The sequence below is a fragment of the Amycolatopsis thailandensis genome (genome assembly GCF_002234405.1).
GTDB classification, from domain to species: domain Bacteria; phylum Actinomycetota; class Actinomycetes; order Mycobacteriales; family Pseudonocardiaceae; genus Amycolatopsis; species Amycolatopsis thailandensis.
The window spans coordinates 1-14,199 of the sequence record NZ_NMQT01000050.1; the positions used below are offsets into that span (position 1 = coordinate 1).

Annotated in this window: 11 protein-coding genes; 6 read left to right on the forward strand and 5 right to left on the reverse strand. The window is 69.8% G+C overall.

Annotation, left to right across the window (positions count from 1 at the left end; genetic code table 11):
- Positions 1-103: 103 nt before the first annotated feature.
- Positions 104-1,018 (reverse strand): glycoside hydrolase family 16 protein, encoded by a 915-nt coding sequence (locus CFP71_RS14260; RefSeq protein WP_093934332.1) that lies wholly within the window; start codon positions 1,016-1,018, stop codon positions 104-106.
- Between the two features lie 121 nt (positions 1,019-1,139).
- Between CFP71_RS14260 and CFP71_RS14265 the strand changes: the two genes are divergently transcribed.
- From CFP71_RS14265 to CFP71_RS14275, 3 genes are read left to right on the forward strand one after another with little or no spacing between them, the layout of a single operon-like run.
- Positions 1,140-1,850: a GntR family transcriptional regulator gene (locus CFP71_RS14265; protein WP_093934333.1), complete on the forward strand. Its 711-nt coding sequence runs from the start codon at positions 1,140-1,142 to the stop codon at positions 1,848-1,850.
- A gap of 52 nt (positions 1,851-1,902) precedes the next feature.
- On the forward strand, positions 1,903-5,298 hold the full coding sequence (locus tag CFP71_RS14270) for a TM0106 family RecB-like putative nuclease (RefSeq protein WP_093934334.1): 3,396 nt from the start codon (positions 1,903-1,905) through the stop codon (positions 5,296-5,298).
- A complete protein-coding gene (locus CFP71_RS14275; protein ID WP_093934335.1) occupies positions 5,295-5,591 on the forward strand; it encodes a hypothetical protein in 297 nt (98 codons plus the stop codon). Before CFP71_RS14270 ends, CFP71_RS14275 begins: the two co-directional genes overlap by 4 nt.
- Before the next feature lies 1 nt (position 5,592).
- Here the strand turns inward: CFP71_RS14275 and CFP71_RS14280 are convergent, their stop codons facing one another.
- Complete coding sequence (locus CFP71_RS14280) at positions 5,593-8,676, reverse strand: ATP-binding protein (protein WP_093934391.1); 3,084 nt, start codon at positions 8,674-8,676, stop codon at positions 5,593-5,595.
- Between the two features lie 91 nt (positions 8,677-8,767).
- Between CFP71_RS14280 and CFP71_RS14285 the strand changes: the two genes are divergently transcribed.
- Positions 8,768-9,640 (forward strand): alpha/beta fold hydrolase, encoded by an 873-nt coding sequence (locus CFP71_RS14285; RefSeq protein ID WP_093934336.1) that lies wholly within the window; start codon positions 8,768-8,770, stop codon positions 9,638-9,640.
- Between the two features lie 445 nt (positions 9,641-10,085).
- Here the strand turns inward: CFP71_RS14285 and CFP71_RS14290 are convergent, their stop codons facing one another.
- From CFP71_RS14290 to CFP71_RS14300, 3 genes are all read right to left on the reverse strand, one after another.
- Positions 10,086-10,943 carry a hypothetical protein gene (locus CFP71_RS14290; protein WP_093934392.1) on the reverse strand — a complete coding sequence of 286 codons (858 nt, stop codon included), beginning with the start codon at positions 10,941-10,943 and terminating at the stop codon, positions 10,086-10,088.
- Positions 10,944-10,963: 20 nt separating this feature from the next.
- On the reverse strand, positions 10,964-11,440 hold the full coding sequence (locus CFP71_RS14295) for a glycine-rich domain-containing protein (protein WP_093934337.1): 477 nt from the start codon (positions 11,438-11,440) through the stop codon (positions 10,964-10,966).
- 145 nt (positions 11,441-11,585) lie between these two features.
- Entirely contained in the window at positions 11,586-12,617 is a 1,032-nt protein-coding gene (locus tag CFP71_RS14300; RefSeq protein WP_143267084.1) for a hypothetical protein, read from the reverse strand.
- 197 nt (positions 12,618-12,814) lie between these two features.
- On the opposite strand from CFP71_RS14300, the gene CFP71_RS14305 reads away from it, so the two are divergent.
- Positions 12,815-13,312: a hypothetical protein gene (locus tag CFP71_RS14305; protein WP_093934339.1), complete on the forward strand. Its 498-nt coding sequence runs from the start codon at positions 12,815-12,817 to the stop codon at positions 13,310-13,312.
- Between the two features lie 144 nt (positions 13,313-13,456).
- Positions 13,457-14,146 (forward strand): sigma-70 family RNA polymerase sigma factor, encoded by a 690-nt coding sequence (locus CFP71_RS14310; RefSeq protein WP_093934340.1) that lies wholly within the window; start codon positions 13,457-13,459, stop codon positions 14,144-14,146.
- Positions 14,147-14,199 lie beyond the last annotated feature (53 nt).

Consider the following 14,199-nt stretch of genomic DNA (forward strand, 5'->3'; position numbering starts at 1 on the left):
AGCATCCGGTACGCCACCGCCCGCAGCCGGACGCGGTGTTCCTCGAAACGTTCCGTCAGCCGATCCACCGCGCTCCTCGCTCCCGCAGAACCCCGCCTCACATCTAACAGCCACCGAGATCGTCGGCGAACCGCACGCCCGACGAGCGGTGAGCGGCGGCCCTGTCCACGGCAGCCTGCGGCGTGAGGACCTCGTTCTTCGCGTAATAGACCCAGTCCACCTGTTCGAGGTAGGTGCTCGTGCCGCCGGAGTGCTGGGTGAGGTCGATGAACCACTGGTTCACGTTCAGGGACATGGCCTGCCGCGGGTAGACGTCGAACGGCCCGCCGCGGTCGTGGTCGGCCACCAGCGCGCCGTCGATGTAGTACCGGATGTGGCCGTCGGACACGGTCGCGGCGACGAAGTGCCAGCCGTCGACGCTGCGGCGCTGGCTGTCGCTCTTGTTCTCGGCGTACCAAGGGTCCGGCGTGTAGGTGTGCCAGCTGGTCTGGAAATTCACCGGCCCCGCCCCGCCCCAGCCGCCGTTGGGCAGGTACTCGGAGAAGTCCAGCTCGCTGTAGATCGGGTCGTTGTCGTAGCGGAGCGGGCTGATGGTGAAGAACGTCTGGTTGATCCTGTCGCCGTCCGGGCCGGACGCCGGCGCGTCGGAGAAGCGGATCCGCGCCGCGTAGGTCCCTTCGAAGAACCGCCGGTCGGACTGCATGATCTCGGTCTGCGTCGTGCCCCTTGGCGTGCCGTCGGTGGCGGAGGCGAGTTGCAGCACCTTGTCCCCATCGGACGTCGGGAACGTGATGCCTTCCGGAGCCCATCGCGCGCCGCCGACGCCGGGACCTCCGGCACCGGAGCGCACTTCCCAGCCGTGCTGGGCAAGGAGACCGTCGGTGTGCGAGCTGTAGTGGAAATCGTCGAACAACGCCCCGCAGGCGGCCGCCCCTGCCGCGGTACCCGGCGCCAGCCCGAGTGCGGCCACCGACAAGGCGGCGACGGCTACGAAGCGAAACTTCCCCGGTGCAGACATCGTTGTCTCCTTTACCACTGGTCAGTTTTTACCAAGGTCGCCTCCCAAACTGGTAAAGTCAATAGGTCTAGACAACTTGTCCACCAGCCAAGTTCCCCTGACCACTGGGTAGGCTGCGGCCATGCGGCGGACAGAGGTCAAGGAACGACTGCGCCAGCTCATCGAGCGGCGGCTGCCGGGTGAGGTCCTGCCTTCGGAACGCGCGCTGAGCACCGAAATCGGCGTCTCGCGCCCCACCCTCCGGGCCGCGATCGACGAGCTGGAACGCGACGGTCTCGTGGTCCGCGAGCACGGCCGGGGCACGTTCACCGCACCGCGCAAGATCTCCCAGGACCTCGTGCCCGCCACCGGCCGCGAGCAGTACGCGCCGCCCGCCGAGGGCGACTGGAGCAGCCGGGTGATCGACTTCGCCACCACACCGGCGGGTGCCCGGCTCGGCAAACGGCTCGAGGTCTCCCCCGGTCACCAACTGGTCGCCGTCACCCGGATCTGGGTCGTCGAAGAGGCGCCGATGGCGATCGAGCGGATCCTGGTCCCGCGGGATCTCGTGCCGGACATAACGGCCGCCGGCTTCGAGTCCGGCTCGTTCTACGAGCTGCTCCGCACGCGATACGAGGTCGTCCCCGCGACGGCCGTGCAGGTCATCGAACCCACGGTCACCGACACCGACGAGTCCACCTTGCTCGGTGTACCGCTGCACTCCCCCGCGCTGCTGTTCGAGCGCACCACCCGCGACGCGGACGGCCGCGTGATCGAGTACACCCGCTCGATCTACCGGGGCGATCGCTACCGGATCACCTCACACCTCAAGTTCGACCACACCTCCGGCTGACTCCGGCGTGCCGGGGCGGCCCGCCGGAGCGTCCATGTAAGACTGCCGGGCGATGTACACCCCGTCCGATCTCGCCGACCTGCTCGAATGCGAGCACCGCAGCCTCCTGAACCAGGCGCTGGCCGCAGGCCTCCCAGGAGCGCCGCGACCGGGCTCCGGGCCGGATCAGCTGGCGGTCACCCACGGGCGCGCGCACGAGGCCGCGACGCTGGACAAGCTGCGCGGCGAGCGGAGCGCCGTCGTCGAGATCGACGAACGAGACCCGGTCGTCGCCGCGAAAGCCACCGAGGAGGCGCTACGGGCGGGCGCCCCGGTGATCTACCAGGCGGTCTTCCACGACGGCGAGTTCTCCGGCCGCGCCGACTTCCTGATGCGGGACGACGAAGGCCGCTACGAGGTCTACGACACGAAGCTGGCCAGGCACGCGAAGCCCGCAGCGGTGGTCCAGCTGACCGCGTACGCCGACGCCCTGCGCCGAGCGGGCTGGCCGGCCGGTCCTCGGATGCATCTGCTGCTGGGCGACCACAGCACCCGTTCGTTCCGGGTCGACGACTTCCTCCCGCTGGTGGACCGGCTCCGCGCCCGGCTGGAGAATCGGCCGCCGACCCTGCCGGTCCCGATCTGGGCCGACGAACGGCCCGCCTGCGGCGGCTGTTCCTTCTCCTCGCACTGCGCGAGCGCCCGCGAGGCCGACAGGGATCTCTCGCTGGTCGCGGGCATGCGCGGTGACCAGCGGCGCAAACTCGTCGCCGCGGGCCTCGGCACCATCGACGAACTCGCGGCGGCCACACCGGAAGACCGGCCGCGCGACATCTCGACGACATCGTTCACCACGCTGCGCGCACAAGCCGCGATCCAGGTCCGGCAGGACGCCACCGGGCAGATCGCCTACGAGATCATCGACCCGGACGCGCTGGCCGAACTGCCGCCGCCCGCGCCCGGCGACGTCTTCTTCGACATGGAAGGCGATCCCTACGCTCTGGCAGGTGAAGGGCTCGAATACCTTTTCGGCGCGGTGACGGACGAAGGCAGCACGAAGTTCACGCCGTTCTGGGCGCACAACCGGTCTCAGGAGAAGCGGGCCTTCGAGGAGTTCGTCGACTTCGCCACCGCGAGGCTCACCGAACATCCCGGTTCGCACGTCTACCACTACGCCCCGTACGAGGTCACCGCGATCAAGCGGCTCGCCGCCGTGCACGGGACCCGCGAGGACGCCGTCGACCACCTGTTGCGCAGCGGCGGCCTGGTGGACCTGTATTCCGTGGTGCGCAAGGCACTCCGGGTCTCGCAACGGTCGTACTCCATCAAGTACCTCGAACCGCTGTACATGCCCGAAGCCCGCGACGGCGACGTCAAGACGGCGGTTTCGAGCATCGAGGCCTACGAGGAATACCTGACGCTCACCGCCTCCGGCGAGACCGAGCACGCGGCCGAGGTGCTGCGCGGGATCAGCGACTACAACGAATACGACTGCGTCTCCACGCTGCGGCTGTTCGAATTCCTCCACAAGATCCGCGTGGATGAAGGGATCGCGCTCGCCGAGCCGCCCGAAGAGTCCGATGTGGACGCTCTGCTCCGCCAGACCGAAGAGGACGTCGCCGCCCAGAAACGCGCCGAACGCGCCGCACAGCTGGCCGCGCTGGTCGACCCGCTGCTGGAAGGGTTGCCCGACGATCCGGCCGAGTTCACCGGCGAGGACCGCGCCCGCGCGCTGCTGGCCGCGTCCGTCGGCTATCACCGCCGCGAGACGAATCCTGCGTGGTGGGAGTACTTCCGCCAGCTCGCTGCCCCGCTCGGCGACCTGGAGACCGACAACGCCTGCACCGTCCCGGTGGCCATGGAGGCCGGGGAATGGGTACCGCCGTCGGGCCGGGTCCGCAAGGCGAAGCGCTCGCTGAGCCTCCGCTGCGATCCGGACCGGCCGCATCCCTTCGCCCCCGGCGACGACGTCCGCCTGCGCTACGGCGCGGCCGCGCGAGACGCCAAGGTCGTCTCGGCCACGGCCGTCGAACTGACCCTCGAAGAGAGCTGCCCGCCCGACGAGACCACCGCCGACCGGCCGGTGGCGGTGCTGCCGGGGAGCCCGGTGCGGCCCTCCCCCAAGGACGACGCGGTCGCGGATCTCGCCCGGCTCGTCGTCGACGAGCTGCCGGTGCTGCCCGCCCATCCCGGCGTCGACCTGCTCCGGCGCACGACGCCCCGGCTGCGTGACGACCGCACCCTGCCGGAGCCCGGGGCGGATCTGGTGACCACGGTGATCGAAGCCGTCGAGGCGCTCGACGGCTCCACGCTCGCCGTCCAGGGCCCGCCGGGGGCGGGCAAGACCTACCTCGCGGGCAGGCTGATCGCGAAGCTCGTCCGCGCGGGCAAGACGATCGCCGTCACCTCGACCAGCCACAAGGCCGTGGAGAACGTGCTGTCCGCCGCGTTGAAGAACGCGCCGGACCTGCCGTGCGCCAAACGCGCCAAGCGGACCCCGGATCCGGCCGCGCCCTGGGAACAGCCCAAGACCAACCCCGCGCTGGTGAAATGGCGCGAGGAGCACGACACCGGCCATCTCGTCGGCGGGACCGCGTGGACGTTCGCGAACGCCGCGATCCGGGAAGAGCCGTTCGACCTGCTGATCATCGACGAGGCGGGCCAGTTCGCCCTCGCCGACGCGCTCGCGGTGTCGATGTGCGCCAAGAACCTCCTGCTGCTGGGCGATCCGCAACAGTTGCCGCAGGTCGTGCAGGGCACGCATCCCGCGGGTGCCGAGGCGTCCGCGCTCGGGCACCTGATCGGCGAGGCCGACATCATCCCGGCCGAACTCGGCTACTTCCTCGACGAGACCCGCCGGATGCACCCGGCCGTCTGCGCGCCGGTGTCGCGGCTGTCCTATGCGGGCCGTCTTCACTCGCATCCCTCGGCGGCCGAGCGGAAGATCGACGGCGTCGAAGCGGGTCTGTACCTGGCCGAGGTCGACCATCACGGCAACACGACGCGGTCGGTCGAGGAGGCCGAGGCGGTGACCGCTCTCGTGGCCGAACTCCACGGCCGGGCCTGGACCGATCACGGCGATCCCCGGCCGCTCGGCGACGAGGACATCCTGGTCGTGGCTCCGTACAACTTGCAGGCCCGCGTGGTGGCGCGAGCGCTGGACCAGGCCGGGTATCCCGGCGTGCGGGTGGGCACCGTGGACCGGTTCCAGGGGCAGGAGGCGCCGGTGGTGATCACCACCATGACCTCGTCGTCGGCGGTCGATCTGCCGCGTGGCCTGGACTTCCTGCTCTCCCGCAACCGGCTGAACGTGGCGCTCTCGCGGGCGCAGGCGCTCGCGATCGTGGTGTGCTCACCACGGCTGGTCGAGGCCGACATCCGCACGGTCGACCAGATGCGGCTGGTTTCGGGCATGCTCGGGTTGATGACCGAAGCCGTGCCGTGGCACGCAGGACGGAGTGGACGATGACCGAGAACAGCCCGGACAAGAAGCCGGAGATCCTCGACGCCGAGATCGTCGAGGAGAACCCGACGCCGCCGGTCGAGGTCCCGGAGCCGGATTACAGCGAGTCCGGCGTGCCGTCGTTCGATCACGTGCGGGACCGGATCGAGCAGCGGTACACGACGTCGATCGGCTCGACCGAGCTCGCGGGCCTCGGCGGCAAGGAGGACGTGGCCTCGCTCGACAAGAAGATCGCCGACCGCGACAAGGCCGCCAAGGACAAGCTGGCCGAGATCCGCCGCGCGATGCGGGAGCAGTGAGCTAAACCCAGTGCGGTGATCCGGCCTTCGCCGCGATGGCCCGTGCCTTCCGGTAGTGCCCGGCGGCCGCTTCTCGCAGGTCGAGGGCGGTAGCCAGGTCGCCGAGGTAGCAGGCGACCGGGCGAAGGGTCAGCATTCCGCTCCCGGCTCCGGCGATCTCGCCGTCTGCGGGGAGCAGTTCGGCGTACAGGCGTTCCATGGTCGCGCGGTCGCCGAGTTCGATCGCGACGACGGCGTGCAGGCACGTGCGGGCTTCGTACAGCAGGTCCTTGGGCGAGTCCGGAATCGGGAGGACCGGTCGGCACCAGCTTTCGTAAGCGCCGTAACCGCTTTCGCGCGCTTCGGGCGGCAAGCCTCGCTGGAGCCGGTCACAGAACAGGGCGAGCGAGAGGATCCCGTTGTCCACTCCGGACATGGCCGTTCCGGTGAGCCCCGCCGCCGCGGCGCGATAGGCGGCTTCCCCACCGTCGCCGGTCATCGCGGCCCGCATCGCGCGGTACCAGCGGGTGAACACGCCGACGAGCGGGAGGCCGTACGTCTCCCCGAGGTCGTCCGCGGCCGCGGCATGCCGGTCCGCGGCCTCGAAATCCGCGAGCGCGCTCTTCGCCTGCACGAGCACGAGATGCCCGAGCACCTCGAAGGTCACCAGCCCGTGCCGCGTGGCGAGGCCGACCAGTTCCGTGCCGATCTCGGCGCGCCGGGGTGCGAGCCCCGCGCGGTCGAAGGACTGCAAGAACCTCGCGTTGAGCGCGAACGCCAGCAGCGCCGGATCATCGAGCCTCCTGGCGAGTTCCTCGGCTTCGCGGGCCGCCTCGCGAGCCCGTCGCCCGCCCGCGTTCCGCAGTTCGACGGCGAGGGTGGCCAGCAGGCGGCACCGCTCGGTCTCCCGTTCGGCGGGCAACGCGGCGAGGGTCCGCTCGACGGCGTCCGCGATTCGCGAAGCCAGTTCCACGTCGTCGCTCTCGGTCCAGACCGCCGGGACGTCGAAGGCGCCGATCACCCGCGCGGTCAGCAGCGGATCGTCGAGCTTTTCCGCCAGTTCCAGCGCTTCGGCCCGATCCTTCCGGGACTGGCCGAGACCGCCGGCCACGGCCGACGCGCGGGCCTTGCCCATGATCAGCGCCAGCCGCTTCTCCGGGTCGGAGGCGCCGGACCGGTCGTACGCGGTGAGCGCGGCGTCCCAGAGCCTCGCCGCTTCCGCCTGTGCGAAACGACTTTCGGCCCGTTCGGCGGCGGCTTGGGCATACCGCGCGGCGCGGCCGGCCCGCTCTTCGGACAGCAGGAAATGGTGAGCCAAGGCGTCGACGTCGTCGGGGCGAAGACCTTCCAGCGCCGCGGCGATCTTGCCGTGTTCGCGGGCGCGCCGCGAACGAGAGAGATCTTCGTAGAGCGTTTCCCGCACGAGCGCGTGGGCGAACCGGAACCGACGCGGCGCGCGTTCGGTCAGGAATCCGTGCCGGACCCCCACTTCCACCGCGTCGAGCGCGGTTTCCCCTTCGAGGGTCTCAAGAACGTCCAGGTCGACGTCCGTGCCGATCACCGCGGCCCGGCGCACCACACCACGAGCCACTTCCGGCAACGCCTCCACCCGGTGCCGGACGACGTCGCGGACTCCCGGAGGTACCGCGTCCAGCGCGGCCGGGCCCTCGGTGGCCAGCAGGCGGGCAAGTTCGCGGATGAAAAAGGCGTTCCCGCCACTACGCCGATGGATCACCGCGGCGGTCTCCGGGTCGATCTCCTCCCCGGTCGTGACGCGGACCAATCCGGCGACTTCGGTCTCGGGCAGGCCTCCGAGGTAGATCCGCGTCGGCTCGAACCTCGCGGCTCGGCCGAGGAATTCCGTCAACCGGCCGGGTGGATCGGTGCCGCGATGGGTCGCGACGATCAGCACCGGCTCGGTCAGCACCGCGGTCAGCAACGCCAGCGTCTCCTCGCCCGCCCAATGCAGGTCGTCGAGAACGAGCAGGAGCGGCGCGGCGCCGGCCAGGTAGGACGCGACCGCCCGATGCCATCGCCAGCGCGCGGTCACGGGATCTTCGGTGCCGGGGTCCGCGGTCGGCGCGGCGCCGTGCCCTGCGTCGGCGAGTGTGGCCAGGATCCGGCTCCACGCGTAGGCGGGCGGCGCGCCTTCGTCGTCGGGATCGCTCCCCCAGGCCGTGGTCCAGCCCCTGGCGGCGAGGCGAGCGGAGAAGGTCTCGGCGAGCGCGGTCTTCCCCACCCCTGCGTCGCCGGAGACGAGCACAAGCCCTGACCGCGTCGCGGCCTCTTCGAGTTTCGCCATTTCCGGGTCGCGTCCGATCAGTGGCCGCTCGACGATCCGGGGCGCGGACGGCTTCAACCTGGGCGCTTGCGCCAGGATGTCGGCTTCCAGCGCACGCAGGCCCTCGCCCGGGTCGAGACCGAGGTCCTCGGCGAGCCGCTCGCGCGTGGTGCGCAACACCGTCAGCGCGTCACCCTGCCGCCCCGATCGGTAGAGCGCGAGCGCCAGTAGCCGGGAACCGTTTTCCCGCAACGGGTATTCACGCACCCTCGGCTCCAGCCCGGGGATCGCCTCGGCCGCCCGTCCGAGCCCGAGAAGGGCTTCGGCACGGAGTTCCCCGGCCAGCAGCCGGAGTTCGGTCAGGCGGGAGACCTCGCCGCGCGCCCAGCCCTCCTCGGCGAACTCGGCGTACGCGGGGCCGCGCCACAGCGCGAGCGCGGTGTCCACTTGAGACAGTGCGGCGTCCACGCGGCGGGCATCCAGCAGTTCCCGGGCCGCGGTGACGGCGGTTTCGAAGTCCCAGGCGTCGACGGAGTCCGCTCGCAGGGCGTAACCACGGGCGACCGTGACGAGCAGCCGCGCGGGCTCCCGGGGCGCGCGGTCCGGCTCCAGCGCGCGGCGCAGGGCGCCGACGAAGGTCTGGACGGCGCCGACAGCGCCTTCGGGCGGGCGTTCCCACAGGTCGTCGACCAGGCGTTCCACCGGGACGACCCGGCCGCGGGCGATCAGCAGCCTGGCCAGTACCGCCCGGTGCCGCGGGCCCTTGAGCCCGACGTCGCCCCGCGCGTCCTCGGCCACGAGCGGGCCGAGCACCCCGAACCGCATCGCCACCTCCTTCACCGACGGTGACCATCGTGCCCCGGCCGCTCGTTCGACGCTGACCGGGTGCTGATTCGGGCCGGGGAGGCTGGCGATCATGCGTATCACAGGATTCGATTACCAGCGTGTGCCCGTGGCGGACGGCGTGGCACTCAACGTCGCCGTCGGCGGGACCGGCAGCCCGATCGTGCTGCTGCACGGCTTCCCCGAAACCCATCTCATGTGGCGGCACGTCGCGGCGGATCTGGCGGCGGACCACACGGTTCTCTGCCCTGACCTGCGAGGATACGGCGAGAGCGGCAAGCCCGCCGACACCGGCGAGACCTACTCGAAGCGTTCGATGGCGGCCGACGTCGTCGCCGTCGCGAAGGCCTTCGGCCACGACCGGTTCGCGCTCGCGGGACATGACCGGGGCGCGCTGGTCGCGCTGCGGGCCGGGCTCGACCACGCGGACAAGGTGAGCCACCTGGCGATCCTCGACGTGCTGCCGACGCTGGACATGTGGGACGTCATGCGGGGCACCAGCGCCGCCGTCGGCTTCCACCTCTACCTGATGGCCCAGCCGCCCGGGCTGCCCGAGCAGTTGATCGCCGGAGCGCCCGACGCGTTCTTCGGTCACTTCCTCGACGCGTGGACACAGCGCGGCGACGCGATCCCCGCCGACGTCCGGGCCGCGTACCTTCAGGCCTCCCGCAACGCGGTGACCTCGATCGTCGCCGACTACCGCGCGTCGGCCGGTATCGACGTCGAGCAAGACAAGGCGGACCGGGACGCGGGCAACCGGCTCGCCATGCCGCTCACCGTGCTCCAGCAGGACTGGGGCGCCGCCCTCGGCTACGACGCGGTCGCTCTGTGGCGGGCGTGGGCGGCGGACCTGGACCACCGGACCGTCACGTCGGGCCATTTCATGGCCGAGGAGTCACCGTCGGAGGTGGTGAAGGCCCTACGGGATCTGCTGACGCGTTATTGAGGAGAAGGGCAAACGTGTCGTGTTCGCAGGCGGGCCGTGCCGGACCGAAGCCTCCCTTCGCCGCGTCCGATGCGCTGAAGAGAGGCTTCAGTGTTGCGGATCCGAACCGGCCGCGCTCTGACTGTTCACGCGGGACACTCCCTCAGTGACCGAATGTCCGATTGATGCCCATATGCACGCTTTGCGAAGGGGGTCGTGAGTGGCATAGCGGGTTCTAACCCTCTTTGCCACTCACGACTCCCGCCGAAACCGCACATTTAGCCATCAATCGGACATCAGGACGCCATAGAGCGTCCTCTGTGGACACCCAGGGACGACTGCCGCCCGCAGGCCGGCCCAGAACCACGCCACGAAGGGCACCTCCCAACCCTGGATCCAGCGAAGGGGTCCTTCGCCGCAAGACGCTCAGTCACGCCACATTTGACTTACCCCTCAATAGAACCGGTCAGCCCGACAGTCGCAGTCTCCAGCCGGCGTAGTCACGTGCGATACACGCCAGCCTGGTCGTCGTGGCGGCCTTGTAATTCCAGAGCCCAGCGACGTACACGGCGAACGCGGTGATCTCCTCTTCGGCGGCCTCTCGCCATCGTGTGTTCGTCATCGCCCAGGCCTCGGCGTCCGCCGTCCGATGACCCGCGCTGATGAGGCGAAGCACCATGAAGGCCGGGTCGACCCAGGCGGCGCCCTGGGCCGGCCAGCCCCAATCGACGACGCGGACGTCTCCGGCCACGGGGATGAGGAACTGATCGGCGTGGAGATCTGTGTGCAGCAAGGAGGTCCCGGCGGTGAGCGCCGGGGCCTTCTGCTCCCACGCCGTCAACTCGTCGAGGTCCCAGTCTCCGACGATCTCCGGCCGGTCCTGGGCGAGCTTGGGCCACCAGCTGGATTTCCAGCGCTGTTCCAGCGGCTTGAGGTCGGGCGCCGCCAAATCGCCGATGCGGTTGACCGTGTCGGCGATACGGCCGAGGTCCGACGAGCCCGGTCGTAGCCGGGCCCGCCGACCGGCCACGTGCTCGAAGCCCACGATCAGCCAATCCTCGATGTCGAGGGCGAAGTGCACGGCCGGGGCGATGCCGGAGACGAGACCGCCGAGTTCGGCTTCGTTCCGAAGCCAACGCATCGCGGGCGACACGCCTTCGACCCCCTTGACGAACAAGGGCGTCGTTCCATCGCGATGGACGACCGCGGCGAAGTTGCTGCTTTGGCCGGTCTCGATCTCACCGAGCCTGTCGATGGCTCCTGCCCGCTCCCGAATGGCGTCCCGAACAGGTTCCGGCAGCTCGTTCCAGCCGTACTTCTTCACCTGATCGTCCTGTCCTGGCACTACTTGCCGTTGGTCTCGGTGTTCTCGTTGCCGTCTTTGCCCGATGCCCGGCAACCGTCGTCGCCATCGCTGCACTTGACCGCGGAAGTCAACCAAAGGTCATCGTCGACCGCGAACCCGAGAGCGCGAATGGCTTCGACGGTCCGGGCGATCATCTTCTCCTGATCGGTCACACCATCGCCTTCGTCGTTGGGGACGTGGTGGATGAATCGGCCCGCGACGCGATCGCAGAAGGACGCGTACTCCCGGGTGTAGAGGATGAACGTGTGCCACCCGATGTCCACGAGCGCCGACGGACCCAGCGGTACGCGGGAGCTCTCGCCGCACGCGCGCAGGAACGCCAGCGTCTGGTCCATGATGCGTTCCGCCGATTCACGCGGCAGGTCGTGCTCCCGGACGATGCGGTTCGCGAGCCGCCCGAACAGCTCACCGGGAACGAGACTCCGGCCCATGAGGTTTTCAACGGCGATGGTCATGCCCGCTCCCTTTCGGTTTCGTGTTCGGTCCGTCTTTCCCTTCAGTGAGCAGGCTGCCGCACGCTGTGGCCATGGCCAGCCGTCCGAACGGCAACTCCACCTGGGTGGCCCTGCCAGGTAGCCATCTCGTTATCACGAGACGCGGCTAGAACTTCGGTTTCGGCATGGATCTGCTCGGTGCGACGGTCGCGATGCGTCCCTGCGTTTCGATCGGCGCCCGGGCGTTCGGGTAGCCGGCGTAGTAGCCGGGCACGACCCGCCCCACCACCAGCTCTTCGAAGGGGACGAACTCGACGTCGGCGGACTTGAGCCGTTCCAGCGTCGGGCTCTCGACCCGTTCCGCGGCGAGCGCCACCGCGAGGTTCTGCTCGGCCGCGGCCCACGAAGAGGAGCCGAGATAGAGCAGCTTCACGGGCACGATCAAGGCGGGCAGGCACCACGGGCTCACTCGCCAGGCCAGGACGGCGACGAGGAACGTGAGCGGCAGGAAAAGCCCGATGCGCAACGATCCTTCGGCGTTCTGCCGGTCGTATTCCCCGTAGAGCTGGTCCTCCTTCCCCAGCAGCCTCGGCCCGACGTAGTCCAGATCCTCCTTGGCCGATTCGACGTAGACGTCGAGCCGGACGACGGTTCCGAGGAGATGCCACCGGTGGAGGTAGTCGTCCATGGCCCGGCGCCGGTGATCGCCGCTTCGGACACCGGCGACGATCTCCGGGAGTTCCTGTCCCGCCCGCCGGGCGAAATCCTGGAGACCGGCGACATGGGACAGCACCTGGTCACGGAAGGTCTCGTCCGTGAGGAACCGGTCGGACAGCTTGTTGAGCACGGCGTCCCGCAAGGCACGCAGGATCCGGCGCCTGCCGCGGTATTTCGGCTCGATCCAGGCGATCCTTCGCAGTTTCGACCGCCGGAACAGCGGGGTCACGATCGTGTCCAGCCAATGCGTGACGGCGAGGGACATCGTGCCGAGAAGGTAGGCGGCGAAGGTGGCGGCCGCGAAGATCGCGGCCTTACCCGCCCACGTGCCCAGATCCAGGAGGTCCTTGTAGACACCGGTGGCGTGGACGTCCGGCGGCAGACCGGGCCGCAAGGCGAGCCAGAGGCCGAGCAGCCAGACATAGCCCGCGGCGAGCGGCGCCCGGAGTTCCCGCAGCCCCGGAAGGAGACTCGACAGCATGGCCCTCCGCCCGCCGACGACCGGTCGCACCAGGCGTCGTCCTCCGGTCGCTCGCCGTTACAGCGCAACTCCCTCCCTACGAACTGAGCCGAACGGCGCAACCCTCGCCCCCACCCGTGCCAATCCGACAGACCTTCGCGTTTAGCGCTCGTTATGCGGGGTATCGGTTCTCCGCACGACAGAACGAGGGGCCTGACATGCAACCCACCGCCAGACGCGCGCACACCATCGCCCGCGATCTCCTTTCACTCACCAGAGCGGGCGAGGCCGACCGGCTCGCCGCCGCGCTGGTCTCCACCGCCTCGTACGGCAGGCAGGGACCGGCGCTCGGCGACGTCATCGGCCGTCTTGTCGACACTTTTTCCCTGGCCGCCAAGGATCGCCGTCGTTCGCTGCGGATCCGTGAGCCGTTCACCCTGCGCCTGCGGGATCACTCGGGCCTGACGGTCCGGCCCGACAGACTCGACCCGGCGGTGGCGGCGATCGTCCGCGCCATCGCCGCCAGCGTCCGTGACGACCGCGACACCTGTGCCGACCAGATCGGGGAGGCCTGCGAGAACACCGATCTGGACCAGCGGATCCGGGTTCTGGCGCATTGCCTCGTCTGGACGTCGGATTTCCTCAGCACCGACACCACCGCCTATCCCCCGGTGCTGTCCTGTCTCAAGGGCTCGCTGCCCCATCGTCCACAGTAGACATTGCGCGGTTCGGATGACTTCCCGCCCTACGTGTGGACATCCCTAGCACGGCGGGGCAAGGTGGAACTCCGCGCACGAAGTCCTAGTCCCCGATGACGGGCGCACCTTGGCGGCCAGTTCCCCCGACCCAGGAGCGCAGACTTGGACGAGGTAGCGCCATCGACGGTACCCGCTGACTCCCGTGCCGACGCCACGGCGAGGCGGCTGCCCAACCCGGACAGCAGACTCGTCCGGGCGGCCGTCGCGGGTGATCCGGACGCGATCCGGGAACTGGCTCGTTTCCTTTCCCCGCACGTGTTCCGCTACTGCGCCTCCCGGCTCCCGACGGCCGGGACGGGCGTTTGCGACGCCCAGGACTGCGCGCAGGAGGTGCTGCAAGCGGTCCTGATCGCCTTGCCCCGATACCGGTACCGCCCGGACCGGTTCCTCGCGTTCGTCCTCGGGATCGCCGGGCACAAGGTGGCCGACTTCCATCGGCGCCGCTCCCGCGAACCGGTGGCCTCCGTCCCCGAGGTCGGCGACGCCCTGACCTTCTGGGCCCGCCGCGACCCGGACGAGATCGAGCGGCTGGAGCACCGGATGCAGGCCGGGGTCCTGCTGGCCCGGTTGCCGATGCCGCACCGGGAGGTGCTCGTCCTCCGGTTCGTGTTCGGCCTTTCGGCCGAGGAGACGGCCGAACGGCTCGGCCTGCCGAGCGCCGGAGCGGTCCGCGCGGCCCAGTTCCGGGCGCTGGCGCGGCTGCGTGCCCTGCTCACCGAGCGGAACGCCCGTTACGCGGCCGATGTCCCGATCATCGGCCATACCACCGAACCGGAGCTCGTCCCGGTATAGAACCGTCCACTTCGGACGATCGATTTCTTGTACGCCGCTTGTACGAGGGTCCT

What these genes read in the sequence shown, in the direction of transcription:
- CFP71_RS14275 (WP_093934335.1), top strand. Translation starts at nt 5,295, where the DNA reads ATGACCGAGAACAGCCCGGACAAGAAGCCGGAGATCCTCGACGCCGAG.
- CFP71_RS14265 (WP_093934333.1), top strand. Translation starts at nt 1,140, where the DNA reads ATGCGGCGGACAGAGGTCAAGGAACGACTGCGCCAGCTCATCGAGCGG.
- CFP71_RS14295 (WP_093934337.1), bottom strand. Translation starts at nt 11,440, where the DNA reads ATGACCATCGCCGTTGAAAACCTCATGGGCCGGAGTCTCGTTCCCGGT.
- CFP71_RS14305 (WP_093934339.1), top strand. Translation starts at nt 12,815, where the DNA reads ATGCAACCCACCGCCAGACGCGCGCACACCATCGCCCGCGATCTCCTT.
- CFP71_RS14300 (WP_143267084.1), bottom strand. Translation starts at nt 12,617, where the DNA reads ATGCTGTCGAGTCTCCTTCCGGGGCTGCGGGAACTCCGGGCGCCGCTC.
- CFP71_RS14280 (WP_093934391.1), bottom strand. Translation starts at nt 8,676, where the DNA reads ATGCGGTTCGGGGTGCTCGGCCCGCTCGTGGCCGAGGACGCGCGGGGC.
- CFP71_RS14260 (WP_093934332.1), bottom strand. Translation starts at nt 1,018, where the DNA reads ATGTCTGCACCGGGGAAGTTTCGCTTCGTAGCCGTCGCCGCCTTGTCG.
- CFP71_RS14285 (WP_093934336.1), top strand. Translation starts at nt 8,768, where the DNA reads ATGCGTATCACAGGATTCGATTACCAGCGTGTGCCCGTGGCGGACGGC.
- CFP71_RS14270 (WP_093934334.1), top strand. Translation starts at nt 1,903, where the DNA reads ATGTACACCCCGTCCGATCTCGCCGACCTGCTCGAATGCGAGCACCGC.